26 protein-coding genes and 2 tRNA genes are annotated in these 25,723 nt (G+C 31.8%); 16 read left to right on the top strand and 12 right to left on the bottom strand.

From position 1 onward, the window contains the following. Positions 1-109: 109 nt before the first annotated feature. The 6 genes from corA to ACVC5O_RS07680 form a co-directional block, all read right to left on the bottom strand. Positions 110-1,201: a magnesium/cobalt transporter CorA gene (gene corA / locus ACVC5O_RS07705; protein WP_452220896.1), complete on the bottom strand. Its 1,092-nt coding sequence runs from the start codon at positions 1,199-1,201 to the stop codon at positions 110-112. 11 nt (positions 1,202-1,212) lie between these two features. Beyond that, on the bottom strand, positions 1,213-1,752 hold the full coding sequence (locus ACVC5O_RS07700; protein WP_452220895.1) for a mechanosensitive ion channel domain-containing protein: 540 nt from the start codon (positions 1,750-1,752) through the stop codon (positions 1,213-1,215). A gap of 58 nt (positions 1,753-1,810) precedes the next feature. After that, positions 1,811-2,410 (bottom strand): Maf family nucleotide pyrophosphatase, encoded by a 600-nt coding sequence (locus tag ACVC5O_RS07695; RefSeq protein WP_452220894.1) that lies wholly within the window; start codon positions 2,408-2,410, stop codon positions 1,811-1,813. Between the two features lie 22 nt (positions 2,411-2,432). Beyond that, the gene (locus ACVC5O_RS07690) at positions 2,433-3,344 is read right to left on the bottom strand and encodes a geranylgeranylglycerol-phosphate geranylgeranyltransferase (RefSeq protein WP_452220893.1); all 912 of its coding nucleotides are present in this window, start codon (positions 3,342-3,344) and stop codon (positions 2,433-2,435) included. A 102-nt stretch (positions 3,345-3,446) separates the two neighbouring features. Beyond that, positions 3,447-3,977: a KdsC family phosphatase gene (locus ACVC5O_RS07685; RefSeq protein ID WP_452220892.1), complete on the bottom strand. Its 531-nt coding sequence runs from the start codon at positions 3,975-3,977 to the stop codon at positions 3,447-3,449. Between the two features lie 4 nt (positions 3,978-3,981). Then, positions 3,982-4,773 (bottom strand): Rossmann-like and DUF2520 domain-containing protein, encoded by a 792-nt coding sequence (locus ACVC5O_RS07680; RefSeq protein ID WP_452220891.1) that lies wholly within the window; start codon positions 4,771-4,773, stop codon positions 3,982-3,984. Positions 4,774-4,833: 60 nt separating this feature from the next. Between ACVC5O_RS07680 and ACVC5O_RS07675 the strand changes: the two genes are divergently transcribed. From ACVC5O_RS07675 to ACVC5O_RS07635, 9 genes are all read left to right on the top strand, one after another. Then, positions 4,834-5,241 carry a group III truncated hemoglobin gene (locus tag ACVC5O_RS07675; protein WP_452220890.1) on the top strand — a complete coding sequence of 136 codons (408 nt, stop codon included), beginning with the start codon at positions 4,834-4,836 and terminating at the stop codon, positions 5,239-5,241. Between the two features lie 96 nt (positions 5,242-5,337). Continuing rightward, positions 5,338-8,658, top strand: coding sequence for a cytochrome c biogenesis protein CcsA (ccsA, locus tag ACVC5O_RS07670; protein WP_452220889.1), 3,321 nt, complete (start codon positions 5,338-5,340; stop codon positions 8,656-8,658). Between the two features lie 30 nt (positions 8,659-8,688). Further along, positions 8,689-9,138 carry a large conductance mechanosensitive channel protein MscL gene (gene mscL, locus ACVC5O_RS07665; RefSeq protein WP_452220888.1) on the top strand — a complete coding sequence of 150 codons (450 nt, stop codon included), beginning with the start codon at positions 8,689-8,691 and terminating at the stop codon, positions 9,136-9,138. 137 nt (positions 9,139-9,275) lie between these two features. Next, positions 9,276-10,568, top strand: a complete 1,293-nt coding sequence (locus ACVC5O_RS07660; RefSeq protein WP_452220887.1) for a patatin-like phospholipase family protein — start codon at positions 9,276-9,278, stop codon at positions 10,566-10,568. Between the two features lie 47 nt (positions 10,569-10,615). After that, positions 10,616-11,761, top strand: coding sequence for a trans-sulfuration enzyme family protein (locus ACVC5O_RS07655; protein WP_452220886.1), 1,146 nt, complete (start codon positions 10,616-10,618; stop codon positions 11,759-11,761). Between the two features lie 2 nt (positions 11,762-11,763). Next, the gene (rlmF, locus tag ACVC5O_RS07650) at positions 11,764-12,657 is read left to right on the top strand and encodes a 23S rRNA (adenine(1618)-N(6))-methyltransferase RlmF (RefSeq protein WP_452220885.1); all 894 of its coding nucleotides are present in this window, start codon (positions 11,764-11,766) and stop codon (positions 12,655-12,657) included. Between the two features lie 70 nt (positions 12,658-12,727). Further along, the gene (gene bshB1 / locus ACVC5O_RS07645; protein WP_452220884.1) at positions 12,728-13,444 is read left to right on the top strand and encodes a bacillithiol biosynthesis deacetylase BshB1; all 717 of its coding nucleotides are present in this window, start codon (positions 12,728-12,730) and stop codon (positions 13,442-13,444) included. 75 nt (positions 13,445-13,519) lie between these two features. Next, a tRNA-His gene (locus tag ACVC5O_RS07640) sits at positions 13,520-13,595 on the top strand. A gap of 168 nt (positions 13,596-13,763) precedes the next feature. After that, positions 13,764-14,075: a hypothetical protein gene (locus ACVC5O_RS07635; protein ID WP_452220883.1), complete on the top strand. Its 312-nt coding sequence runs from the start codon at positions 13,764-13,766 to the stop codon at positions 14,073-14,075. 155 nt (positions 14,076-14,230) lie between these two features. Here the strand turns inward: ACVC5O_RS07635 and ACVC5O_RS07630 are convergent, their stop codons facing one another. The 4 genes from ACVC5O_RS07630 to ACVC5O_RS07615 form a co-directional block, all read right to left on the bottom strand. Further along, positions 14,231-15,799, bottom strand: a complete 1,569-nt coding sequence (locus tag ACVC5O_RS07630) for a M28 family peptidase (protein ID WP_452220882.1) — start codon at positions 15,797-15,799, stop codon at positions 14,231-14,233. A 115-nt stretch (positions 15,800-15,914) separates the two neighbouring features. Then, positions 15,915-16,964: a M28 family metallopeptidase gene (locus tag ACVC5O_RS07625; RefSeq protein ID WP_452220881.1), complete on the bottom strand. Its 1,050-nt coding sequence runs from the start codon at positions 16,962-16,964 to the stop codon at positions 15,915-15,917. An 88-nt stretch (positions 16,965-17,052) separates the two neighbouring features. Next, a complete protein-coding gene (locus ACVC5O_RS07620) occupies positions 17,053-17,382 on the bottom strand; it encodes an FUSC family protein (RefSeq protein WP_452220880.1) in 330 nt (109 codons plus the stop codon). Between the two features lie 4 nt (positions 17,383-17,386). Then, positions 17,387-18,166, bottom strand: a complete 780-nt coding sequence (locus ACVC5O_RS07615; RefSeq protein ID WP_452220879.1) for a DUF3108 domain-containing protein — start codon at positions 18,164-18,166, stop codon at positions 17,387-17,389. Positions 18,167-18,346: 180 nt separating this feature from the next. Here ACVC5O_RS07615 and ACVC5O_RS07610 point away from each other — a divergent pair, with 180 nt between their 5' ends. Next, on the top strand, positions 18,347-19,351 hold the full coding sequence (locus tag ACVC5O_RS07610) for a hypothetical protein (RefSeq protein ID WP_452220878.1): 1,005 nt from the start codon (positions 18,347-18,349) through the stop codon (positions 19,349-19,351). Next, complete coding sequence (locus ACVC5O_RS07605; protein WP_452220877.1) at positions 19,341-19,838, top strand: nucleoside-triphosphatase; 498 nt, start codon at positions 19,341-19,343, stop codon at positions 19,836-19,838. Before ACVC5O_RS07610 ends, ACVC5O_RS07605 begins: the two co-directional genes overlap by 11 nt. Here ACVC5O_RS07605 and ACVC5O_RS07600 read toward each other — a convergent pair. Then, positions 19,824-20,702, bottom strand: coding sequence for an SdiA-regulated domain-containing protein (locus tag ACVC5O_RS07600; protein WP_452220876.1), 879 nt, complete (start codon positions 20,700-20,702; stop codon positions 19,824-19,826). The two genes, ACVC5O_RS07605 and ACVC5O_RS07600, sit on opposite strands and share 15 nt — an antisense overlap. 91 nt (positions 20,703-20,793) lie before the next feature. Next, a tRNA-Ser gene (locus tag ACVC5O_RS07595) sits at positions 20,794-20,878 on the bottom strand. 173 nt (positions 20,879-21,051) lie between these two features. On the opposite strand from ACVC5O_RS07595, the gene ACVC5O_RS07590 reads away from it, so the two are divergent. The 5 genes from ACVC5O_RS07590 (at position 21,052) to ACVC5O_RS07570 (ending at position 25,720) form a co-directional block, all read left to right on the top strand. After that, the gene (locus tag ACVC5O_RS07590) at positions 21,052-21,681 is read left to right on the top strand and encodes an NAD(P)H-dependent oxidoreductase (RefSeq protein ID WP_452220875.1); all 630 of its coding nucleotides are present in this window, start codon (positions 21,052-21,054) and stop codon (positions 21,679-21,681) included. A gap of 70 nt (positions 21,682-21,751) precedes the next feature. Beyond that, entirely contained in the window at positions 21,752-22,219 is a 468-nt protein-coding gene (locus tag ACVC5O_RS07585) for a thioredoxin family protein (protein ID WP_452220874.1), read from the top strand. A 99-nt stretch (positions 22,220-22,318) separates the two neighbouring features. Beyond that, positions 22,319-23,512: a DegT/DnrJ/EryC1/StrS family aminotransferase gene (locus tag ACVC5O_RS07580; RefSeq protein ID WP_452220873.1), complete on the top strand. Its 1,194-nt coding sequence runs from the start codon at positions 22,319-22,321 to the stop codon at positions 23,510-23,512. Positions 23,513-23,671: 159 nt separating this feature from the next. Next, a complete protein-coding gene (locus ACVC5O_RS07575) occupies positions 23,672-24,703 on the top strand; it encodes a hypothetical protein (protein ID WP_452220872.1) in 1,032 nt (343 codons plus the stop codon). Positions 24,704-24,727: 24 nt separating this feature from the next. Continuing rightward, a complete protein-coding gene (locus tag ACVC5O_RS07570) occupies positions 24,728-25,720 on the top strand; it encodes a hemagglutinin protein (protein ID WP_452220871.1) in 993 nt (330 codons plus the stop codon). Positions 25,721-25,723: the final 3 nt, after the last annotated feature.

The raw sequence follows: 25,723 nt of genomic DNA, 5'->3' as shown, positions 1-25,723 counted from the left end.
TTTAACTGTTTTGTTAATGATGTGTGATGAGTGAAAACTAGAAATAAACGATTAATCTAACTAAGGAAATCTATTTGCTTAGAAATGTAAAAGATTTTGCGGTTGTTGTTTACAACCATTTTTTCTTTTTAAAATAATATAGCATACCTATAAAAACAACAATCATAACAATCCAGACAGTTTGGTAGCCATATTTATAGTGTAGTTCTGGCATGTGGTCAAAATTCATCCCATAAATTCCAGCAATAAAGGTTAAGGGAATAAATATTGTTGCAATAATGGTGAGTACCTTCATCACTTCATTCATGCGATTACTTATTGTGGACATGTACATATCCATAAGTCCCCAAATCATTTCGCGATAAATATCTATAGTGTCTGATACTTGGATAACGTGGTCGTAAACATCTCCATAATAATGCAAAATTTTAGGGTCTATGAGTTTGCTTTCGCTTTTATCAATGCGATTAATAATTTCGCGAAGCGGAAAAATAGCACGTCTAATTTTAAGTATTTCGCGTTTTAATCGTTGGATTTGAGTACTAATTTCGTTTTGAGTTAAGCCTTCGAAAACATCATCTTCTAAGTCTTCAATTTTATTACCCATAATTTCTATAATGGCATAATAATGATCTACAACAGAATCTATTAAGGTATATAAAAGATAGTCTGAACCTAAGTTACGCACTCGACCTTTTCCTTGGCGAATACGCTCTCTTAGAGTATCGAAAACATCACCTTCGGCTTCTTGGAAAGAGAGTACGTAATTGCTGCCTAAAATAAAACTTACTTGTTCGGAAACTATGACTTCATTATCATCATAATACATCATTTTTAACACTACAAATAGGTAATCTTCATGCTCATCGATTTTTGGTCGTTGTCCAGTGTTTACAATATCTTCTAGCACTAAAGGATGCAAATTGTAATGGTTACCAACTTTTTCTATTTCATCAATATTGTTTAAGCCATTAATGTTTATCCAAGTTATTGAGTCTGAGATTTTATAATCAAAAGCTTCCTCTACAGTTTTTAGCTCTTTTTCTTCAAAAAAATCTGGTCCATAATCAAAAGACTCAATAAATAGTTTATTGTTTTCTTTGGTACCAGTATATACCAAAGCACCAGGTATTTGACCTAATTGTTTTTTATATTTTTTAGGACGCTGTTTGCGTATTGGTTTTGATTTTTTTGAAGCCATATAAGATAAAATTAGTCAAAATCTCCGTAATCTTCATCAAGTATAGCATCTTTTTGAATGAGAGTGACTGCTTTTTGTAAGATTAAATTATTTGGATAGGTTACTAAGTTGCCATTGCTTAATCTTAAATGTAATTGAAACGCTCTAATGTCTTCAATAACTGCTTCTATAGGAAAGTCTTTATCATGAATTTCAATCTTATCACCTACTTTATAAGGGAAAGAGAAAAACATTATTATACCAGAAGTTATATTACTTAATATGGACCAAATGGCAAATAAAGCAATACCAATTATTGCAAATACTGACGAAAATATAATGGTTAGTTCTCTAAATTCGGCACCAAAAATAAAAGCTTCAACTAATAAAAAGAGTAAAAAGATAGTGACTGTTGCGTATCTAGAAATAAGGCTAATACGTGCATCATTTACACCACTATTTCTTCCTATTTTTCGTATGGTAACTTTAACAAGCGTTCTAATAATTAAAAAAAACACTAAAACGATTGCAGAGTTAATGAATTCTGATTGGTATGTATTAAAAAATTCCATAGTTAAATTTTATACAAATATAATGGAGTGTAGTGTTATGTTTTAGTTTAAACGATGTTTAATTTTTAAGGTCTTCAACAATAGTATTTAGCGTTTTGTAAAGTAAATGTGTTGGTAAACCCATAACGTTAAAATAAGAGCCTTCTATATGTGTTACGCCAATTTGACCAATCCAATCTTGTATGCCATAGGCACCTGCTTTATCTAAAGGTAAATAGGTGTGAATATAGTGCCAGATTTCCTCAGTTGTTAAGGCTTTAAAAGTTACTTTTGTTGTGTTATTTACTGTTTTTTGAAAGGCTTTATATTTAAAATTCACAGAGGTTATTACCTCGTGTGTGCTATCGCTTAAAGAAGATATCATTGAAAATGCTTCGTCTTTATTTGCAGGTTTGCCAATTGCTGCGCCATTATGCCAAACAATAGTGTCGCTTGTAATTAAAATTTCGTTAGCTTTTAGTTTGCTTTCAAAAGCTTTCGCTTTTAATTGCGCCAAATAGTCTGTTATTTCAAAATGCTGTAAATGTATTGGATAGTCTTCTTTTACAGATTTTAAACGCACTTCAAAATCTATGTTTAAGTCTCTAAAAAATTGCTGACGTCTAGGCGAACCAGAAGCTAAAATAATTTGATAGTCTTTAAGAATTTCTTTCAACATAAAACAGAATTTGTATTTAAGATTAGAGAATAAATAGATACAATAGCATAGATAGCATACCTAATATCATCACTAATTTAAGGATTAAACTAATATGGTGAAATTGTTTTTTGGTTTCTGCCTGAAATAATTTTATCGCACAATAAATAAGTGGAGTGATAATGGCTATTAAAAAATATACAATTGCAATGGTATGAATATAAAGGTAATTTCCGACATACATTATAATGCCAATTAGCGTTACAACAGTTAACCCAAAAGCTATTTTTGCAGTTCGGTTAATACCTAAAACAATTGGTAATGTTTTCATGTTTTGCTTATAATCGCCATCAATATCTTCGGCATCTTTTACAATTTCTCGAATTAAATTTATTGCAAAAGCAAATAGTGCATAATCCAATAGTATTTTAAACATTGTAGTTTGAATACTTTGGTTTTGCGCTGTAATTACAGGAAGTAGATCAAAAATCCCTACAATTATTAAGCTGAAGGCAACCAAAGCAGAAACTACAATATTACCAATTAAAGTCATTTGTTTTAAATAGGAAGCATAAATATAGAGCAATGCCGAAACGATTATAAATAGTGGGAAAAATGAAGATTTACCAATAGAATTAGAGAGGTACATTCCAATACAAACACCAATTACATTAAAAACAATAAACAATGTGTTTGCTGTTTTTTCTGAAACTTTTTTGCCAATAAGCACTTTGTTAGGTTTGTTAACTGTGTCTGTTTCTACATCGTAAATATCGTTAATAATATAACCAGCAGCAGCCAGAAATAGTGTTGCTAAGACTAACAAAGAAAACCCAATAGTACTTAATGTAATACTTATATTAAATGATGCAAAAAGCGCGTATTTAATAAGTATTTGTACTAAGGCAATAATGAGTAGATTTTTCCAACGAATGAGTGTTAAAATGCTTTGCATGTTTGTGTGTAATTAACTGTTAAGTATTTTAGGCATTAGGCATTAGGCATTAGGCATTAGGCATTAGGCATTAGACATTAGGCATTAGGTATTAGGCATTAATTAATGTGCTTCAGCATCAAAATCGGCATTCCATTTATTTTGAACTTTTAATACTTGCTCAATAACATCACGCACACAACCTTCGCCACCCAATTTATGCGAAATGTATTTAGAGACTGCTTTCACTTCGTTTACAGCATCTTGCGGACAGCATGGTAAGCCAACCACTTCCATTACAGGAATGTCTGGCATATCGTCTCCCATATATAACACATTTTCTTTTTTAATAGTATTAGCCTTTAAATAGCTAGTTAAAGGATTAAGTTTTTGGTGAGCACCTAAAAAAACGTTTGTAACACCTAAATGGTTTAAACGCTTCTTTACACCTTCATTTGTACCACCAGAAATAATACAAATATTGTAACCTTGCTTTAAAGCTAGCTTCATCGCATAACCATCTTTTACATTCATGTGTCTTAGCATTTCACCAGAGGTTGTAATGGTGAGCATTCCGTTAGTTAAAACACCATCCACATCAAAAATAAATGTGCTAATGTTATGTAAATACTCTTTATAACTTTTTTCTTCCATTTAATTATTCTTTTTTAGACTCTTTAGTATAGCGTTTATTAATGCCATGCGTTTTTTGTATGGATTGCGTTAATAACTTATAAACGTCTTTATGATGCTCGTTATTAAGTAGTTTTAGATGTTTTTTTATTGTTTTTTTATCGTTTCTAATAGCTGGACCAGTTTGTGCCATAAAAGGTGACATGGTTTCAATTTTATGAGCAGTTTCTTTAATTAAAGGTTTTAAAATATCAAATTCTGCACCTTCAGATTCTGTAATCTCATGAGCAATCCTATATAACTGATTTGTAAAATTGTTTACCACAACAGCAGCTAAATGTAAAACGCTACGTTGGTCGCTATTTACTTTGTGTGGTTTAGATCCTATTGCTTTTGCTATTTTTTTTAATAGAGGCAAATCCTCTTTTTTTAGTGCTTCTACACATAATGGAATGGTTTTAAAATCAACTTCAGCAGTTTTAGAGAAGGTTTGTAAAGGATAAAACACACCACGTTTATGTTTTTTGTCAATAGCATACATGCTAGTACTACCAGAGGTATGAACAACCAATCGGTTCTCAAAAGGGAGTTGATTAGAGAGTGCTTCAATGGCATCGTCACTAACTGCTAAAATATAAATATCTGCAGGCTTTAATTCGGCTAAATTATCAGTGATTTCAACTTCATTTTTATAGCTTTCAATAGTTTTTAAATGTCTATTGTACCATTGTAAAACACTGACTTCTTCAGAGCTTATAAAAGCTTTATATAAATGTGTGGCAACATTTCCTGCGCCAAGTAAAACTATACTAATCATGTGGTAAAAATAAGGAAGTTGTTAGTGATAAAAAAGCCTAAAGTGGTATCTTTGTTTTGTATGGAAAAGAAAGCAATTGAAACCAGAGCAGATGTTAATTTATTAGTGACTACTTTTTATAAAAAAGTAAGACAAGACGAGTTGTTAGGTCCAATATTTAATGCCTCAATTTCCGATTGGGAGCACCATTTAGAGCATTTAACCACATTTTGGGAAACCAGTTTGTTTATGACTAGAAAACTAGAGCATAAATATAAAGGAAACCCTTTAGAAGCGCATGTAAAAGTAGATCTAGCCTTTAATCATAGTTTAAACGAAATGCATTTTGGTGTATGGCTTAATTTATGGTTTGAGACAATAGACGCTTTATTTATTGGTGAAGTTGCTGATAATGCCAAGCGAAGAGCTCGTAAAATGGGAACTTTTATACATATTAAGCTATTTGAAGCCAGAGCGAATAAGCATTAAAATTTGGTATAAATTTAACAGTTTTTTGCATATTAAACAGCAGAAGGAAACAAACAAAAAGTAGTATCTTTGCAAACAAATTTAGCCTTTTAGACTATGCAAAATATACTTGCTAAAATTCTTTTCTCAACACGACTTACAGCTGTTTTATTTCTTGTTTTTGCCGCAGCCATGATTACAGGTACTTTTTTAGACGCAGGACAAGAAACCTCACCAACTCCTTTTACAAATCATTATATCTATAAAGCCTGGTGGTTTGAGGCTATTATGATTTTTTTTATAATTAATTTTATAGGAAATATTTTTAGATATCGACTATTACGAAAAGAAAAATGGGCTACGCTTATACTGCATTTAGCTTTTATTTTAATTCTTATTGGAGCAGGTATTACACGCCATACTGGTTTTGAAGGTATGATGAGTATTCGTGAAGGTGAAACCGAAAACACTTTTTTATCTACTGAAACCTATATCACAGCATACATTGATGGAGATTACGAAATCGATGGTGTTCAACAACGTTTAGTAAGAGAATGGGAAGTCGATTTTTCTGAGCGTTTAAGCAATAAGTTTGAAAAAACGGCCTATTATAATGGTCAGCCTATTACTATTAAAGTAGATAAATTTATAACAGGAGCAGAAGAAGATGTTATACCAGGAGATACTGGAGACGAATATCTTAAAATTGTTGAAGCTGGAGGCGGAATGCCACACAACCATTTACTTAAAATGGGAACAGTGCAAAACATTCATAATATACTTTTTGCATTAAATAAACCTACAGAAGGAGCCATTAACATTACTCATAATGATGGGAATTTAACTATAGAATCTCCGTACGAAGGAGAATATATGCAAATGGCTACAGGAAACACAGGACAACTTATTAAAGATAGTTTACAGCCGTTAATGTTACGCTCTCGTTACGTAATTGGTAATATGCAAATGGTATTTCCAAAGCCTGTAATTAAAGGAGAGATAGGCGTTGTAAAAAAATCTCAAATGCTTAAAAATGATAAAGATGGTGTTATTTTAAGCGTTACAAGAAATGAAGAAACTAAGCAAGTAGGATTAATTGGAGGTAAAGGTACAAGCCAACCTTTTGAGCAAATTAAAGTAGGAGGACACGATGTAATGCTTAAATATGGCTCTAAAGTTTTAGACTTACCTTTTGATGTTAAATTAAACGATTTTATTGCAGAACGTTATCCTGGAACAGAAAACAGCTACTCGTCCTACGAAAGTAAAGTCACTGTTTTAGATAAAGAAGAAGGGGATTTCGATTTTCATATTTACATGAATAATATTCTTAAACACAGAGGCTATCGTTTTTTTCAAGCTAGTTTTGATCCAGATGAAAAAGGAACAATTCTCTCTGTAAACCACGATGAATGGGGAACTTGGACAACTTATGCTGGTTATTCGTTATTGTATTTTGGATTATTGGCAATTCTATTTAGCAAACATACACGTTTTAACGATTTACGAAACAGATTAGAAAAAGTGAAGAGTAAAAAATCCAAACTTCTTTCAGTTTTATTTCTAGCATTTACTTTACAAGCTGCTGCACAAACCGAACATTTTGATGGAGATGGACACGACCACCAAGTTCATAAAGCGCCTAGTAAAACCCAAATAGATTCTATTTTAAAAGCAAATGTAGCACCAAAAGCACATGCTAATAAGTTTGGTCGTATGGTAATACAGGATGTTGGAGGACGTATGATGCCTATTAATACCTATGCTTCGGAAATGTTACGTAAGCTAACCAAAAAAGACACCTACGAAGATTTATCTGCAGACCAAGTATTTTTAAGTATCCATGAAAGTCCTTTATTATGGTATAACGTTCCAGTTATTTATATCAAACCAAGAAAAGGAGATTCCATTAGGCGAATAATTGGTTTAGATAAAACTGAAGAATTTGCGACGCTTGCAGATTTCTTCACAAATAACGGAATTTATAAATTAGGACCTTATTTAAACGAAGCCTATAAAACGCAAGTGCCAAATGCGATTCAAAAGGAAATGAAAGAGGCAGACCAACGTGTTAATTTACTCTATAATACTGTTGAAGGTCGTTCGCTTAAAATTTTCCCTGTTCCAGAGGATGAAAATAACAAATGGATTTCTTCATTAGAATATAGAGAAGAAGGTTTTAAAGATAAAATTAAAGATTCTCTTTACGGAAACTTTATAAATACAGGTTTTAGCTATTATTTATATATGCTAAACGAAGCCAAAAAATCTGGAGATTACACTGCAGCAGACAAATTATTAGGTGATTTTAAGAAAACACAACAAAAGTTTGGTGAAGAAGTAATGCTAAGTGATGAGAAAGTAAATGCCGAAGTATTGTATAATAAATACGATATTTTTAGAGAGTTGTTTATGTGGTGTATGCTTGCTGGTTTAGTGTTATTTGCATTAATAATTGTACAGATTTTTTATGATAATAGCAAACTATTAAATCTCGTTATTACTATCCTGAAAGTGATAATAATGCTCCTTTTTCTAGCACATACAGGAGGTTTAATCTGGCGTTGGTACATTTCAGGACATGCACCATGGAGTGATGGTTATGAGTCTATGATTTACGTGGCTTGGGCAACATTATTTTTTGGCCTTGCGCTGTCTAACGATAATTGGAAAATGACTACTAAGTTGTTTCAATATCATAAAAACAACATCATAATAGCTATCGTTACCTTTTGGTTGTATCCATTGGCAGCACTTTACGATTTTTTCTTTGGTAAAAAATCTTCAGAATTAACCATTGCAGCTACTGTTTTTGTGGCTTCAATGTTATTAATGATTGCGCATTGGAGTTGGATGGATCCTGCAATTGCTAACCTTCAGCCAGTTTTAAATAGTTATTGGTTAAAAATTCATGTTTCGGTAATTGTTGCTAGTTATGGACCTTTTACACTTGGATTTATTCTTGGAGTAGTGAGTTTAATACTTATGATTTTAACCAACGAAAAGAATAAAACTAAAATGCAATTGCATATTAAAGAGCTTACTATTATTAACGAAATGGCATTAACAGTAGGTTTAATATTATTAACTATTGGAAACTTTTTAGGAGGACAATGGGCTAACGAAAGTTGGGGAAGATATTGGGGCTGGGATCCAAAAGAAACTTGGGCACTTATTAGTATTATGATTTATGCTTTTGTTATTCATATGCGCTTAGTACCTGGTTTAAGAGGTCGCTGGACATTTAACTTATGGGCTGTAATTTCAATTGCTTTTATAATATTTACTTATTTTGGTGTAAACTTTTACTTATCTGGTTTACACTCCTACCAATCTGGTCAAGACATAAGTTTAATGTATATTGGAGTGGCAGTTGTACTAGTAGCTATTTTAGGGTTTTTCTCTAGAAGAAAGTACATGAAATATTACAAGAAGTAAGTTTTGTTTTAAGCATAAAATTTAAATATTATGAAGTTTTTAAAAGAGTTTAAGGAGTTTGCCGTAAAAGGTAATATGATGGATATGGCAATAGGTATCATCATTGGAGCTTCCTTTAATAAAGTTATCGATGTGTTGGTAAAAAAAATATTTATGCCACCATTATCTTTATTAACAGACAAAATTAACTTTCAGGATAAAAAATACATTTTAAGAGAAGCAGTTACAACTGCAGATGGCACAATAACAACACAAGAAGTTGCCTTAGGATATGGTGCACTTTTAGAAACCACAATAGACTTCTTAATAGTTGGTTTAACCGTTTTTATAGTTGTAAAAGCAATGAATCGTTTAAGAGACAAATCTCACGACCCTAAAAATGCTGTTGTTAAAACTCCAAAAGATATCGAATTATTATCTAACTTAACAGAGTTAATGGAGGAGCAAAACGCATTATTAAAACAACAAACAAATAGTTAAAATGCCAAAGCCAAAAGGTCAAAAAAACACCAAAAACAAAGCGAAGCATACTAAATTATTAAATCGCAAAAAAAATAAGGAGAAGGCAGAGAAAGAGTTGCGGAAAGAGCGTTTAAAAGCTATAATAAGCCAAAAAAATGCAACAGAACAAAAAAGTAGGACTTAGTTTATCTGGAGGAGGTTATAGAGCAACAGTCTATCATTTAGGGACTTTAAGAGCATTAAAGAAATTAAATATATTAGATAAAGTTGATGTGATTTCTACAAATTCTGGAGGCTCCATTACAGGAGCAACTTACGGATTGTATGAAAATGATTTTGAAGCTTTTGAACATGTTATCCTTAAAGGTGTTAAATCTAGTGTTATAAAAGGAGTGCTTACCTCTTGGCGATTTTTGGTTGCATTTATATCTACACTAATTTGGTTAATAGCAATAGTTTATTTTTTATTTACACCATTTCAATGGTTAAGTGTTTTATTGCTATTAGGATTTATAATAATATTTAGCTTATTTCAATTTCGGTTATTTCCAATAAGTAAGTTAAACGAACGTTTATACAATCGGTTTTTTTTTAATGAAAAAAAGTTATCTGATTTAACGTCCAAAAAACTTTTTGCAATTAACGCTACAAATTTAGAAACAGGACGCTTATTCACGTTTTCTAAAGAGCGAATGGGAGACTCTACTTATGAGTATCCAGAAGAAGGTAATAAAGTAGAGTTTAATCCTGAAGATTTTCCAATTGCCAGAGCAGTAGCAGCTTCAACCTGTGTGCCTTTTGTATTTACACCAATAAAAATTGGTAAAGAATTTTATAAAAACGCAAGTGACATTTCTGTAGCAAAACCAAGATTAATTGATGGTGGAATTTACGATAATCAGGCAGCTCATAAATTAACACAAAACTTCACTTCGTATTCTTGCGACTATATTATTATTAGTGATGCAGGAAATGCCATTCCATTTAAAAACACCTATTTAAATACATTAACTTTATTAATACGAACAAGTAATATTTTTATGAATCGTATTAAAAACATGCAAATGATAGATTATTTGTACAAAGGCAATAATCCACGCTGTATAGCTTATCAGTCTTTAGGTTGGGATTTAGAAGATTCTATTCCAAAATTTATACAAGCAATAAAAGACAAAACGATAAACCAAGATGTTTTAGAAGCGCATAAGATAACTCAAAAAATGATTGATGATAAGCATTGGGAATCTATTAAAGAACGTTTAAAAACTAACAGTAAATATCACAGTATTGTTGAAAAAGCAAATTCTAAGGCAGACCAAGCAATCGCCAGAAGCGTTAAAACCAATTTAGTGCCTTTAAAAGATAAACAAATAGAAGCATTAATAAACCATGCTGCTTTGTTAACAGAGCTTCAAGTAAGACTATATTGTCCAATGCTTTTAAACTAAGTTAGCGTTAGAATTTGTAATTTAGTAACTTAATAAAAGCTAAAATTATGAATTCTAAAAAACTGGGTTTAAATACTGTATGTGCTCATGTAGGTGAGATAAAAGACGAGCAATTTAAAGGAGCTGTGTCTCCTATTTATTTATCATCTTCTTACGAGTTTATGGATGTTGATGTAAAACGCTATCCTCGTTATTTTAATACACCAAATCAAGAGTATTTATCAAAAAAAATAGCGGCTTTAGAGCATACAGAAACGGCAATGATTTTTGGATCTGGTATGGCAGCAATAAGTCACTTATTTCTAGCTTTTTTAAAAACTGGAGACCATATTGTGGTTCAAAATACACTTTATGGCGGAACTACTAATTTTATTCGCGAAGAATTTCCTAAACTAGGTATAGAATTTACGTTCACAAACGGTTATCATGTTGATGCTTTTAGAGAAGCAATACAACCTAACACAAGGCTCATTCATATCGAAACACCATCCAATCCTTTATTAACCATAACAGATATTGAAGCTGTTGCCAATTTAGGAAAGGAAAAAGGGATAGTTACTAGTATCGATAATACATTTGCAAGTCCTGTAAACCAGAATCCAACACAATTTGGTATAGATATAGTTATGCATTCTGCAACTAAATATTTTGGTGGACATAGTGATATTTGTGCAGGTGCTCTAGCAGGTTCAAAAAAACATATAGAGCGTATTTGGAATGTCTCTAAAAATTTAGGAGGCAGCCTAAGTGATTTTACAGTTTGGATGTTAGAACGCAGTATGAAAACTATGGCTTTACGAGTAAAAAGGCAAACCAAAAACGCATTAAAAATGGCAAAATGGTTAAGTAAACAAAAGGCTATAAAAAAGGTATATTATCCAGGACTTAAAAGCCATCCAGAACATAAATTAGCAAAACAACAAATGAGTGGATTTGGAGCTATGCTATCGTTTGAATTGGCAGAAGGTTTGGATAGTGAAACCTTTCAAAAACAATTAAAACTAATAAAAGCATCTATGAGTTTGGCAGGTATAGAAAGTACAATGTTATCGCCAACTCAAACCTCACATTCCTTACTAACGCCAAAACAGCGAGAAGAACTTGGAATTAGCGATGGATTAATTCGGTTTTCTGTAGGAATCGAATCTGTAAAAGATTTAAAAGCAGATATCGAACAAGCTTTAAAACACTAAAAGTGAATACAAAAAACAAACACAAATCGGGTTACGATTTAGAAATACTAGCTGAAAACTATAAACCATTAAAAGAGTTTGTTTTTATAAATTCGTTTAATAAACAAACTATAGATTTTACAAATCCCAAAGCAGTTAAATCACTAAATACAGGATTACTAAAAACACATTACAATATAGAGTATTGGGAGTTTCCGGAGTCTAATTTATGTCCTGCAGTTCCTGGTCGTGTGGACTATATTCATTATTTAGCCGACTTGTTAAAAGCGTCTAATTTAGAACACGAAGCCCAACTATTAGATATTGGCACAGGAGCAACTTGCATTTATCCACTTTTAGGTACTGCAGAATATAATTGGAGTTTTATTGCTACAGATATTGATAAAAAATCTATAAGTACTGCTGAAAAAATAATAGTTAAAAATAAGCTTACCAATAAAATAGAACTCCGATTACAAAACAATAAAGAGCAAATTTTAAAAGGAATTATTAAAACTGAAGAACAAGTAACGGCAAGCCTTTGTAATCCACCATTTTATAAAAGTGAAGCCGAAGCAATAGAGGCTACGGAAAGAAAATGGAACAATTTAGGAATAGATAATTTAGAACAAAAACGAAACTTTAGTGGTACAGCAAACGAGCTTTGGTTTACAGGTGGAGAAAAAGCGTTTTTGCATAATTACCTTTACGAAAGTTCGTTGTTTAAAACCAATTGCTTTTGGTATAGTAGTTTAGTATCGCAAAAGAGTTTGATAAAAAGCATGGAAAAATCACTAAAAAAGTTGGGAGCGACAACGGTAAAAGTCATTCCAATGCAGCAAGGACAAAAAACGAGTAGGATAGTAGCTTGGACTTTTTTAAGCTTAGATCAACAAAAAAAATGGAAGAGGATTTAAAAATGCAGTAATAATTGTAATTTGCATTTTAATAAAACATTTAGTTTTAATTATATAAAACAGAATTTTAATGAAATTAGATATACTAGCTTTTGGAGCGCATCCTGATGATGTAGAACTGGGTTGTGGTGCGACAATTGCAAAAGAAATAGCAAACGGAAAAACTGTAGGTTTAATAGATCTTACAAGAGGTGAATTAGGCACCAGAGGTACAGCAGCAACCAGAAAGCAAGAAGCAGCAGATGCAGCTAAAATACTTGGAGTCGCTGTTAGAGAAAATTTAGGTTTTGCAGATGGTTTTTTTACAAACGATAGACAACACCAATTAAAAATAATTAGCATATTACGAAAGTATAAACCAGATATAGTACTTTGTAATGCTATTGACGACAGACATATAGACCATGCAAAAGGAAGTCAATTAGTTAGTGATGCTTGCTTTTTAAGTGGTTTACTAAAAATTGAAACCAGTTTAGATGGTGAACCACAAGAAAAATGGCGACCAAAGCAAGTATATCACTATATACAATGGAAAAACATTGAGCCAGATTTTGTAGTGGATGTTACAGGATTTATGGAACAAAAAGCAAAAGCGGTTTTAGCCTATAAAACTCAGTTTTATAATCCAGATAGTAAAGCACCAGAAACTCCTATTTCTAGTAAAAATTTTACAGATAGTGTGGATTATAGAGCACGAGATTTAGGCCGTTTAGTTGGAGTTGCTCATGCTGAGGGTTTTACAGTAGAACGTTATACAACGGTTAATAGTCTTTATGATTTAAAGTAATTTTATTTAAAAATATCTTTGTTCTAAATTGTAAATAATTTACCTTTGCATTCGCATTACAAACGTATGCAACATGGTGGTTGTAGCTCAGCTGGTTAGAGCGTCGGTTTGTGGTACCGAAAGTCGCCGGTTCGAACCCGGTCTTCCACCCAAAAGTAAAAAGCTTCTCAGAAATGAGAAGCTTTTTTTGTAGTAATCTATTTTTATTTACTTTGCGTTTAAATATTTACTTATGAAAAATTTAAGAAATTTACTTGCTGCTTTTGTAGTATTGCTTTGTTTTGGATGTTAGGAAGACGACAATACACCTCCAAATCCTGTGGTTATTGAAGGAGTTACTAATGAAGTTGTGTTTTTTAATTTTATACCAGATACTGGTAATACTACTTCTAAGTTAGAATATGAAATTATTTTTACTAATCTTAATGCTTTTGAAATAGAAGGTTTTAGTAAAATAACAACTAATAGTGATGGTTTAATAAGTTCTACTATATCAACAAGTAATTCTCAATGTTATACTATTGCTGCAAATTCTAGTTGTACTTATACATTTGAGGCTGAAGATTCCCACGATTTGGGTATGGTGAATACTGTTGAGCTTGTATCTGTAGAATACACTATAGCAGAGTAAGTTATTTGTACTGAAAAAAAAAGAGATATAAAATGCATTTTATGTCTCTTTTTTTTGCGTGAGTGATAGAAGCGTTATCCTTTTTGGCACAAAAAGATTTAAGCGTATAACACGACTCTTGCATTTTTCTTGCAAGAGGCACGCCATAATTAGCACTACTCTTTTGGTGCTTTATCGACTACTATTTTTGCATCTCTGTTGGCTAATTCCCAAGCTGTGTAAAATATTAGTCGTGTTCTATTTTCTAATAAATCGTACTCAATTTTATCTGGTGTATCGCTTGGTCTGTGGTAATCGTCGTGCGTTCCATTAAAATAAAATATTACTGGAATATTGTTTTTTGCAAAATTGTAGTGGTCGCTTCTGTAATAAAAACGGTTTGGGTCGTTATCGTCATTAAACGTGTAATCTAACTCTATGTTAGCGTATTTTGTATTAACTTCTTCGGAAATGTTATGTAAATCTGTACTTAATTTATCGCTTCCAATAAGGTATAAATAGTTTCTGTCGCCTTCTTTACGTTTTGGGTCTGTACGACCAATCATATCTATATTTAGGTTTGCCATTGTGTCTTCTAGTGGGAAAATTGGGTCGTAATCTGTGTAATACTGCGATCCTAATAATCCTTTTTCTTCTCCTGTAACATTAAGGAAGAGGATAGAGCGTTTTGGTCCATTACCATCTTTTACTGCTTGTGCAAAGGCTTCTGCAATTTCTAAAATGGCTACTGTACCAGAACCATCATCGTCTGCACCATTGTAAATTTCGCCATCTTTTACTCCTTCGTGGTCTAAGTGAGCAGATATTACAATAATTTCGTTTGGTTTTTCGCTTCCTTTTATAAATGCGGCTACATTTTCGGAATCTACAGGTTTAGAGTTGTTTTTATAGTTTAGAGTGACTTTTGCAGGAATTGTTACTGGACCATCTGTGGCTTCTTTTGTTTTTTTAATGGCATCTACTACTGTGCTTTTTACTAAAAAGTAAAACATACCATTTTTATTTCCTGAGAGTGACATTCTTCCGCTAGAGCGTCCAAAACGTGCTGCTGCCATTGGGTAAACTTCTGGATAATCAAATAAAACAAGTGCTGCTCCTTTGTCTTTGGCGATATCTCGTTTTGCAGCAAATTGCTGCCTAAAATCAGACCATTTTGAGGTTTCTTTTGTACCAGAAAACACATAAGTGCCATCTGCATTTTTTGGTTCTCCAGCTTTAATTAAAACAACTTTGCCTTTTACATCTGCATTGTTGTAACTAGAGTAAGTATCGGTTTCAATACCATAACCAGCATCTATAATTTCTGAGGCATTAATTGTAGCAGTACTTGATGAGCCTGCAGACACAAAATCATCTACATAATTAAGTGTTACTCCATTTATTGTTAATGTAGCCTCTGGAGTTTCTTTTACTTCTATGGCTACTTTTTGAAAATAATCGCCATTGTCTTTTGCAGCAGGAACTCCCATTTTTACATAATGATCCCTTAAAAAGTTAACTGCTTTTTTTTGTCCAGGTGATCCTGTTAACCTGCCTTCAAATTCATCTGAGGCGTAGGTGTAAAGAGCAGTTTTTAGCTCTTGCTCAGTAATAGTTTTTGCATAAGTTGTAGGGTCTGCAACTTTAGTTTTGGTTGTTTTGGTTGTTTTTGTGGTGTTTTGGGTTGTAGTACCACAGGCAAATACTAGTAGTGCCAAGCCTAAAATGGAAAGTGATTTTTTCATTAGATAACTATTGTATAAATTGATTTTTAATACGTTAACGTATTTCGTTTTTAAAAATACAAGAAATACTTAGCGTTTGGTTTAGACGTTAACATTATTTAACAGAATACTAAGGTTACTCACTTTGTTGTAGTTGCGTATTCATTAATAATTTATTGTCTTTGTTTGCAAGATACCAAGCTGTAGAAAATATAAGTTGTGTTCTCTTTTTTAATACCTCATAATTTATTTTTTCTGGTGTGTCCGTTGCTTTGTGGTAATCTTCATGTTCGCCATTAAAATAAAAAATTACAGGAATGTTCTTTAATGCAAAATTATAGTGGTCTGAGCGATAGTAGTATCGATTATTGTCGTTTTCGTCATTGTAACGATAGTCTAGTTTTAGGTTACTGGTTATAGCATTTGTTTTTTCGTTAATATAGTGCAACTCTTTGCTTAAACGGTCTGCTCCAATTATGTACACGTAGTTTGGTTGGTCTTTATGCCTTTCGTCCACACGACCAATCATATCTATATTTAGTGTTGCTATAGTTTGGTCTAATGGGAAAGCGGGATTTTCTATATAATATCTCGATCCATATAAGCCAATTTCTTCGGCAGTAAGGTGTAAAAACAGTATGCTACGTTTAGGTCCAAATCCTTCGTCTTTGGCTAATTTAAAGGCTTTAGCAATTTCTAAAATAGCAACTGTGCCAGAACCATTATCGTCTGCTCCAAAGAAAATGGAATCGTCCTCTATGCCTAAGTGATCTAAATGGCCTGAGATAATTACCACTTCTTCTGGTTTTTCAGAGCCTTTGATGTAAGCGATTACATTTTCGGAAGTATTATATTCTGTAGGTAAAAATTCTTTTGGTATGGTTTGAAAATATGTAGAATCGTTAATTGCTGGTTTTATGCCTTCAGCAATATAAAAATCTTGTAAAAACTGGGTTGCTTTTTTCTGTCCTTCTTCTCCAACACGTCTGCCTTGCATACTATCTGAAGCAAAAACAAATAAATTAGTTTTTAATTGATTAGAGGTTATGGTATTAGCATATTTATTAATAATAGTACTATCATTAACTTGTATGCTAGTTTTTAAGTTTTCAACTTTTGTACTGTACTTTGTGGTTGCACAAGAACCAACTAAAGCAAATGCACTTAGTAATAAGTAAATTTTCATATATTTAAAGAGCTAATTATTGACTAAAAATAGAGTTAATAAACTGATCTCAAATATATGAAAATTAGTATAATAAGTAGATATTGAGTTACTCTGTTATATCAATATCTTCTAACTCTTCAATAGCTTGTTCTTCAGATTGCTTTTCGCGTTCTTCTAATTTTTCGATATTGCCAACTTCTGCAGTGCTATAAATAGATTTATACGTTGCTAATGCCAAAGATATTATTGTTAGAAGAAATATTAGCTGAACAACTTTAACTGAAGCGTTATTGTTTTTAGACATCTTAAATGCTATAAGTCCAAAAATTAATGCAGCTATTGCAGGTATAAACGCCATGTTTGATAATGGCAATACTGCTAAAATAGTTGCTAAAATTGAAGCAATTAAACCTAAAATTATAAATAGTAATCTCATTGTATTAATGTTTTAATCCTGTTGCTGTATTTATTCTAAGTTCTCCACTACCTACTGCCACTTTAAACTTAGCATAAACAGGAATTTTATTTGCATCTGCGGTTAGCCATAATAAGTTAGCATTGTTTCCTTTTAAAACATCGCTACCAACAACATTTAAGGCTAATTTATAACATTCTTTTTTACCTAATTTAGTGTTTATGGTTTCTTTACCTAAATACTTAAAAGAGAATGTAGTTTCTTTATCGTCAAATAACACTTTAAACGTGTCGCTTGCACCTATACTTGCTTTGTGGATATCTAAATTCCTAATATGATAAATTGTTGTCACAATATCTTTTGTAGAGCCTCCAATAGAGTAGTTTTTTTTAACTTCCCAAATGGAGCCATCACCTCGACGTTTTTTCATGGTACTTGCAACAGTGTTGGTACGTTGGTTAAATTTATACTGCATAAACTTATAGTAACCACCTTCGTTAATATCACGTTTATATAAATAAGGAGTTAATGTTTTTGGATTTACATAACTCTCGTACAAGTCTCTGATTTTAAAAAAATTATCGAATTTTTTATAGGTGGTTGCTGTGGTTTTTAAACGTAATAAAGTAGATTTTGAAGTTTTTACTTGGCTCGTTTCCATTGTTATTTGAGCAATATCTGTAAGTAAACCAGACATTTTGTACGATGCAGTAAAGGTTAGCTTTTCTCCACTAGCAATGGTTGTGTTTTGAGCGCTAACTAAGCTAATGCTCGCTAATAAGATTAAAGAAAAAAAGTATTTCATAAATTTAAATATTGGTCAAAGATAAAAATAACTTAGCATTAACTGTGCCGAACACAATACTTAACAAAATTTTTGGAAATTTAGTATAATCGTTAGTGAATAGTTTTCTAATTTATAAACAATGATTAATTTCGAAAACTAAAGCATTACACAAATACTTTTTTTTTGCAATGATAACTTATGATTAAATTTCAAAACCAGCCTCAACTAATAAATGCAAAGCTCACTGCATTATGGGCTGTTAGTGAAAGCGGATTAGGTGGTGTGTTACATGCCTTGAAAATTCCGTTTAGTGGATTGCTTTTAGGGAGTTTTGCAGTTTTAATAGTGACTTACATTGCACATTCTAATACCAATAAATTTAGAGCCATACTAAAAGCTACATTTCTAGTTGTATTAATTAAAGCAATGGTAAGTCCACATTCTCCACCTACAGCTTATGTGGCTGTTGTGTTTCAAGGTGTTTTAGGAGCAGTTTTTTATGGCACACTGGGTTTAAATAAATTTATAGCGCTATCTTATGGAGGAATTGCATTGTTAGAATCTGCTTTTCAAAAAGTATTAAAACTTACTTTACTATTTGGAATGAATTTGTGGGATTCCATTTTTCAGTTTTTTGAAAACATAAAAACACAATTAAAAGCAGATTGGATAGAGACCATTCCTTGGCTATTTTTAATTGTTTATGGTGTTGTTTATTTAATGGTTGGTGTTTTGGCAGGACACTTAGCATTTAAATTACCTAGCAAAGTATTAAAAAATGCAGAGGAGCTTCAGTTTAAAACTATTAATTTTTATACTGAAACATTTAAGATAAAACCTCATAAAAAGAAACAATTTTGGATAATTGGAGTATTGTTACTATTTGCAATTACAGTGTTTGTATTTTCTGGCTTACCAAATAAAGCACTCTATATTATATTTAGAACTTTTGGCGCAATAATTTTCTTTTTATACGTGTTTAATCCTTTATTTAAATATGTTTTACTAAAATGGGTAAATAAAGAAAAACAACAAAAAAGAAAATCGCTAAACACCATACTGGAATTAATGCCAAACATAAAAAATAATGTAAAATTAGCTCAACAGTTAACTCCAACGTCATATTCAGTTTATAAACGTTTACAATTATTTATTATTAATTGGTTAAGCCTATCTTTATATTTTAATGAAGATGAAAAGTAATACTGTATATATAATTTCTGATGCTAAACGCTCTGGTAAAACAACAGCATTACAAACTTGGCTAAAAGATAAAACTACTATTTCTGGGTTTTTATCTCCAGTAGTTAATGGAAAACGCATTTTTTTTAATATTGAAAATAAGACGTTTATACCAATGGAAACCAATAATAAAGATTTAAAAATTGGTAATTATGCTTTTGATAATGCGAGCTTTAAACACGTAGAGGAAACAATTTTAACCCTTTGGGAAGCAAAGAGCACTAAATGTATTGTTTTAGATGAAATTGGTCCTTTAGAAATTGAAAGTGGTTTAGGTTTTCATAACTTAATCCTTCATTTAAGTAAAACCATAGATCAAAACAAACCAGATTTATTATTTGTAGTTAGAGATTATTGTTTGGATCGTTTTTTAAATAAGTATCCATTTAAGAAACCGAAAATAATGACTGTTAAGCAATTTGAGAATAGACGTTTATTTAAGCTCTAATTCCATAATATTGGCTTTATCATCATCAGCTTCGTTAGAAATAAACAAGCGACCATCTGCACTAAAAGTAATACCTTCTGGTTGCGCAAATCTACGCTCATCTAATGGTAGCGCCTTTGTTAATTCCCCTTTGCTATTAAGGATTAAAAGCTTAGGGTTTTTGCCTTCTAAAACATAAATATCTTTAGTAATTGGATGTACAGCAATGTCAGATGGATTAAAAGTTCTTTCAATATTTTTGTGCTTAAAATCTTTTAAAGCTTTATCTTTTAAATTGATTTTCACATAAGGGATGCTATCCATTTGCATAGTTTGTAGTGAAATTTGATAAATACTTTTAGAATCTTTATCCTCTAAATCAGTATCTTTTGGAGTTATAAGCAATTTATTATTACCTCTATCGTAAGTTAGACTTTCTATATTGTTGTTTTCAGAAAATGGCGTTTTATGTTTAGAAATTTCTCTATCCTCAGACTCATAATTTTTTATTTTAAAAATCACACCATCACTTCTCATAACGTAAGCATCTTGTTTATTAATCGCTATTGCTTCATAATCTCCAGGATCTCCAAAATTTATTTGTTTTATAATTCTGTTTGTTTTAGCATCATAAATAAAAATTATACCATCTTCATCTTGAATACCTGCAAAAGTCATGTTATTGATCCATTCAATTCCACTAATTTCATCTAATTGTTCTGGTAACTCATAGGTGTTCTTTATTTTGTAAATTGAAGAAAACTTTTTGTCAATTTTATTGTTTCTTTTAACAATAGCCTCAGTAACAGGTCTTTGCATTACAAGTATAAAGACGCCTAGAGCAATAATTATGATTTCTGGTATGTTGGATTTTGTTATTTTCATAAACTATTTGGCTTCATATTCTCAAATATAATGATAACGCTATATCTAAAAAACAAAACCCTTGTAAATCTTAAGATTACAAGGGTTTAAGCGGAGAGTAAGGGATTCGAACCCCTGGAGGTGTGACCCTCAACAGTTTTCAAGACTGCCGCATTCGACCACTCTGCCAACTCTCCAGTGTGTCGTATTAGGTGTTTGCCTAATTGCGAGTGCAAATATAGTGTCCTTTTTTAATTCTTTCAAACAAAAATTCATATTTTTTAAAATTAATTACACCATAAGTTATATTTATTAAATAATCACTTTTTAAAAGAAAGGCAAAGCTTACTTTTGTACAAAATTTTATTATATGAATGTTATTGAAAGCCTTAATTGGCGCTATGCCACAAAAAAGTTTGATACAACACGTATTATCTCACAAGATAAAATAAACACCATTACACAAGCCTTTAACCTTACTGCCACTTCGTTTGGTTTGCAACCTATAAAACTTGTAGTTATTAATAATAAAAAACTACAAACTCAATTAGTACCTTTTACTATGAACCAGATACAGGTTGAGCAGGCTTCACATGTACTAGTGTTTTGTATTAACAGAGTTATAGACAAAGAATTTGTGACAACATATTTTAACTTAGTAAAAAAAATTAGACAAACACCAGACACTATTTTAAAACCATTTGAAGATTTTTTAATCGAAGATTTTAATAATAAACCACAAAAAGAAATAGAGCTTTGGGCAACAAAACAAGCCTATTTGGCAATGGGTAACCTCCTTACGGTTTGTGCCTTAGAGCAAATAGATAGTTGTCCTATGGAAGGGTTTTCTCCCAAAGATTATGATACATTACTTAAATTAGAACAACAAAATTTAAAATCTGTTTTAGTAATGCCAATTGGCTATAGAGCAGAAGATGATATGTTTTCTGCATTAAAAAAAATTAGGAAACCATTAATAGATATGGTTATTAATGTGTAGCACAATAAATTGGCAAGATTATTGTTTATTATAAAAAATATATATTTTTGTTAAACTGAAATTTTTAAAGATGAAAAAATTCGTCATAATTTTAACTGTTTTATTATCCTTTCAAGCCTTTGCTCAATATGAAGAAGACACTATGTCTAATCTTGCTTGGCTAACAGATTTAAATGAAGCAAAAAAAGAATCGAAAGTTCAAAAAAAGCCTATTCTTATATATTTTACAGGAAGTGATTGGTGTGGACCATGTAAAATGTTAAAAAAAGATTTCTTTAGCTCTGAAAAATTTGAAGAAAAATCTAAACAATTTGTTTTGTTAAAAGTGGATATGCCAAGACGCGTAGATATAATAACTCCAGAACAAAAAGAGAAAAACAAAAAAGTAGTTAGGCAATATAATAAATCAGGAGGCTATCCAAACTTAGTAGCACTTAACACAGAAGGTAAAGTTATAGGCGAATTATCTGGCTATACCTTTTTAAGGGAAACCGACAGACATTTTGCTTTTGTAGATTCTGTTTTAGAGAATTATTAAAAAAAAGTATAACAATATTTTTGCGCTATAACTTATGTTTTAGCGCATTTTTTTTGCTTAATTTATTGTAAATTTGACCACACAATTTAAATAAAATTTATGCCTGGATTTGAGCTGTTTAGCGATTTAGAACGAAAAGAAGTACAAGATGTTTTAGACAATGGTGTATTAATGCGCTATGGTTTTGATGGTATGCGAAATGGACATTGGAAAGCAAAAACCTTAGAGCAAGAACTCTCTAAAACTTTACAAGTTAAGCACACTCAATTAGTATCTAGCGGAACAGCAGCTGTTTCCGTTGCATTAGCAATAGCAGGAGTTGGAGCAGGAGACGAAGTCATTATGCCTTGTTTTACATTTGTTGCCAGTTTTGAAGCCATAATGATGTTAGGCGCAGTACCAGTTTTAGTAGATATAGACGATACTTTAACCTTAAATCCAAAAGCGGTTTCTGAAGCAATTACAGAAAAAACTAAAGCCGTTATGCCAGTACACATGTGTGGCAGTATGGCTAATTTAGACGCTTTAAAAGAAATTTGCGACACTAATAATTTATTGCTTATTGAAGATGCTTGCCAAGCAATTGGAGGAACTTACAAAGGAAAATATTTAGGTGCTTATGGCGATGTTGGTTGTTTTTCTTTCGACTTTGTAAAAACAATTACTTGTGGAGAAGGTGGAGCAGTTATTACAAATAACGATGAATACGCCAAACATGCAGATCAATATAGCGACCATGGACATGATCACCTTGGCTCAGATAGAGGAGCAGAAACACACCCAATTTTAGGTTATAATTTTAGAATTTCAGAATTGAATGCTGCAGTTGGTTTGGCTCAGGTTAAACGATTAAAAGACTTTGTTGCAATACAGAAAAAACACTACACAATAATTAGAACTATTTTAGCCGAGATACCTCAAATAACTTTTAGAACTGTACCTGAAGGAGGAGAGGAAAGTTACGCGTTTTTAAATTTCTTCTTGCCAGATTTAGAAATTGCCAGAAAAGTGTCTAAAGCCTTTAAAGGCAATGGTGTTGATGTTTGTTTTCATTATTATGATAATAATTGGCATTATGTTCGAAAATGGGAACATTTAAAAGACCTTAAAACCCTATATCCTGTTTCTGAAGAAGTGAAAAAAGGAATGGAATACTTACAAACAAAAACTTTTGAGCAATCCGATCATTATATAGGAAGAAATATATCGTGCTTAATAAAAATTGGGTGGACAGAAGACGAAGTGATAGAACGAGCAAATACAATGAAGAAAATTATTTTAGATTCACTTTAATAAAAATAATATAAATTATTAAATCCCTTTTAGGCCTAGGCTTAAAAGGGTTTTTTTTTGTTTTAAAAAGTTTATTTCTAAAAGTGTTAACCTTTTGATTTTTGAATTATAAATGAGTAATAATTAGCTATTAATCATTGAATCAAAAACCAAAAGGATATGAGTTTTTTAAAACAACATTACAAACACTTTAAAGACTATAGAAGTTTTGCGAGTAAAATTGTACTGACAGTATTAATGCTGTTAATCACATTAAGTGGATTAGCTCAAAATGGCATTAACTATAAGGCTGTTATTAAAGATGGCTCAGGAAATATATTGGCATCGTCACCAGTAAACATTCAGTTTACAATATATGAAGGTGTAGCACTTACAAACAATGTGTATTTAGAAAACCATATTGTTAATACAGATGCTAACGGAATTGTTATAGTAAATATTGGCGAAGGTACAACAGGCGACGATTTTTCTACAATAGATTGGGAAGCCGATGAGCACTTTTTAAATGTACAGATTAATACTGGTTCTGGCTTGGTAGATTTAGGAACCACTCAATTTAAAACTGTGCCTTATGCTTTAGTTGCTAAAGAGGTTGAAAATTCTATTTGGGAACAAAATAATTCTCTAATTTCTTACACTGCAGGTAACGTAGGTATTGGTATAAGTTTTCCAATTCATACTTTATCTGTTTTACAATCATCAGGAACGGCAAATACCGTTCGAATGGAAAGTTTAGACCATCCTACAGGAAAAGACCTCTTAGAGCTTGTTGTTCCAGTAGACTCTCCATTTGATTCACAGTTTATAGAAATGCAAAATGGCGTTGATATTGTCGCTGCTATAAATAGTGATGGGTCAGCAAGATTTAAATCTGTACAGTTTGAAGATAACTCTATACAAACAACAGCAGCAATTAGTCCTATTGCTTATGGCTTTGTACAATCCTCAGGTACTGTAGCTTCAGGTTCAGGTAACTTTAATGCAAACTGGAATGCAACAAGTAATAGATATGAAATTACAATTGCTGGAGAAAGTTATTTCTGGACAAACTATACCACTAATGCTACGAGTACTTCTTCTTCAGTGTATAGAATACGCGTTAATAGTTCTGGTGGGAAATTAGTTGTTTATCTCTATGATTCAGCTGGCGCATTAATTCAAGGTCATTTTCAATTTGTTACCTATAAATAATAATAAACTAAATAATAAATAATTATGAAAACAGTACTAACACTAACACTTATTATAAGTTTTACTCTTTGCAGTTTTGCTCAAAGTATCGAAAAATTTAGTATAGATAATGGAGGCGCTTCAGTGGTTACTCCAACAATTCAAATGGTATATACTATTGGAGAGGTTAATGTGGCAGAACGAACAACTTCAACCATTCAAATTTCTGAAGGGTTTCTATCTCGCTTCATCAAAATTAAAATTAACCCTAAAGTATTTTTGCAAGGTCCAACATTAAATCCTGAAACTACAGGATTAATGAACGACGACTTAAGGGATTTAGGCTTGCTTCCAACCACCTCACCTTTTGGAGATGGACAAACCGTAAACCCGAGTGTATTTAATCTTGGAGGCACTAGCAGTTTGGGTGCTTTTGAAGATGATATTGTTGACTGGATTTGGTTAGAATTTAGAGACGATGCAGATGTGACTAAAATTATAAAAGGAACCTCTGTATTATTACAACGCGATGGCGATGTGGTAGCTTTAGATGGTGTTTCGGATATTTCTTTAGGAATGGTTCCGAAAAACTACTATGTGGTATTAAAACACCGAAACCACTTAGGTGTGATGAGTGCAAACCCAATTGCATTAACTGAAGTTGGTACAGCAATAAATTTTACCGAAAACACAACACCAACTTTTGGAAGTAATGCTCAAGTAGCTATTGCCAACGGAAAATTAGGATTGTGGGCTGGAGATGTTAACTCTAATAAACAAATAAGTTTCTCAGGCTCTGATAACGATGCAAACATTATAAAAGACGTGGTACTAAACGATCCTGCAAATGGATTTAACTCTGCCACTTATACATCTGTAGGTTACTTGCTTATAGATGTAGATTTATCTGGAGGAGGCCGTTTTTCGGGATCTGATAACGATAGCAATATTATAAAAGATAATGTATTACAACATCCTAATAACGGTTTCAACTCACCAACATTTACTATTAATCCAACGGTTCCAATTGGGAACTAAATA

It is taken from the genome of Lacinutrix salivirga, assembly GCF_053604675.1.
Note: the sequence above shows the minus strand (reverse complement) of the source record. Positions and strands in the feature narration are given on the sequence as shown.

What these genes read in the sequence shown, in the direction of transcription:
- corA (WP_452220896.1), bottom strand. Translation starts at nt 1,201, where the DNA reads ATGGCTTCAAAAAAATCAAAACCAATACGCAAACAGCGTCCTAAAAAA.
- ACVC5O_RS07700 (WP_452220895.1), bottom strand. Translation starts at nt 1,752, where the DNA reads ATGGAATTTTTTAATACATACCAATCAGAATTCATTAACTCTGCAATC.
- ACVC5O_RS07695 (WP_452220894.1), bottom strand. Translation starts at nt 2,410, where the DNA reads ATGTTGAAAGAAATTCTTAAAGACTATCAAATTATTTTAGCTTCTGGT.
- ACVC5O_RS07690 (WP_452220893.1), bottom strand. Translation starts at nt 3,344, where the DNA reads ATGCAAAGCATTTTAACACTCATTCGTTGGAAAAATCTACTCATTATT.
- ACVC5O_RS07685 (WP_452220892.1), bottom strand. Translation starts at nt 3,977, where the DNA reads ATGGAAGAAAAAAGTTATAAAGAGTATTTACATAACATTAGCACATTT.
- ACVC5O_RS07680 (WP_452220891.1), bottom strand. Translation starts at nt 4,773, where the DNA reads ATGATTAGTATAGTTTTACTTGGCGCAGGAAATGTTGCCACACATTTA.
- ACVC5O_RS07675 (WP_452220890.1), top strand. Translation starts at nt 4,834, where the DNA reads ATGGAAAAGAAAGCAATTGAAACCAGAGCAGATGTTAATTTATTAGTG.
- ccsA (WP_452220889.1), top strand. Translation starts at nt 5,338, where the DNA reads ATGCAAAATATACTTGCTAAAATTCTTTTCTCAACACGACTTACAGCT.
- mscL (WP_452220888.1), top strand. Translation starts at nt 8,689, where the DNA reads ATGAAGTTTTTAAAAGAGTTTAAGGAGTTTGCCGTAAAAGGTAATATG.
- ACVC5O_RS07660 (WP_452220887.1), top strand. Translation starts at nt 9,276, where the DNA reads ATGCAACAGAACAAAAAAGTAGGACTTAGTTTATCTGGAGGAGGTTAT.
- ACVC5O_RS07655 (WP_452220886.1), top strand. Translation starts at nt 10,616, where the DNA reads ATGAATTCTAAAAAACTGGGTTTAAATACTGTATGTGCTCATGTAGGT.
- bshB1 (WP_452220884.1), top strand. Translation starts at nt 12,728, where the DNA reads ATGAAATTAGATATACTAGCTTTTGGAGCGCATCCTGATGATGTAGAA.
- ACVC5O_RS07630 (WP_452220882.1), bottom strand. Translation starts at nt 15,799, where the DNA reads ATGAAAAAATCACTTTCCATTTTAGGCTTGGCACTACTAGTATTTGCC.
- ACVC5O_RS07625 (WP_452220881.1), bottom strand. Translation starts at nt 16,964, where the DNA reads ATGAAAATTTACTTATTACTAAGTGCATTTGCTTTAGTTGGTTCTTGT.
- ACVC5O_RS07620 (WP_452220880.1), bottom strand. Translation starts at nt 17,382, where the DNA reads ATGAGATTACTATTTATAATTTTAGGTTTAATTGCTTCAATTTTAGCA.
- ACVC5O_RS07615 (WP_452220879.1), bottom strand. Translation starts at nt 18,166, where the DNA reads ATGAAATACTTTTTTTCTTTAATCTTATTAGCGAGCATTAGCTTAGTT.
- ACVC5O_RS07610 (WP_452220878.1), top strand. Translation starts at nt 18,347, where the DNA reads ATGATTAAATTTCAAAACCAGCCTCAACTAATAAATGCAAAGCTCACT.
- ACVC5O_RS07605 (WP_452220877.1), top strand. Translation starts at nt 19,341, where the DNA reads ATGAAAAGTAATACTGTATATATAATTTCTGATGCTAAACGCTCTGGT.
- ACVC5O_RS07600 (WP_452220876.1), bottom strand. Translation starts at nt 20,702, where the DNA reads ATGAAAATAACAAAATCCAACATACCAGAAATCATAATTATTGCTCTA.
- ACVC5O_RS07590 (WP_452220875.1), top strand. Translation starts at nt 21,052, where the DNA reads ATGAATGTTATTGAAAGCCTTAATTGGCGCTATGCCACAAAAAAGTTT.
- ACVC5O_RS07585 (WP_452220874.1), top strand. Translation starts at nt 21,752, where the DNA reads ATGAAAAAATTCGTCATAATTTTAACTGTTTTATTATCCTTTCAAGCC.
- ACVC5O_RS07580 (WP_452220873.1), top strand. Translation starts at nt 22,319, where the DNA reads ATGCCTGGATTTGAGCTGTTTAGCGATTTAGAACGAAAAGAAGTACAA.
- ACVC5O_RS07575 (WP_452220872.1), top strand. Translation starts at nt 23,672, where the DNA reads ATGAGTTTTTTAAAACAACATTACAAACACTTTAAAGACTATAGAAGT.
- ACVC5O_RS07570 (WP_452220871.1), top strand. Translation starts at nt 24,728, where the DNA reads ATGAAAACAGTACTAACACTAACACTTATTATAAGTTTTACTCTTTGC.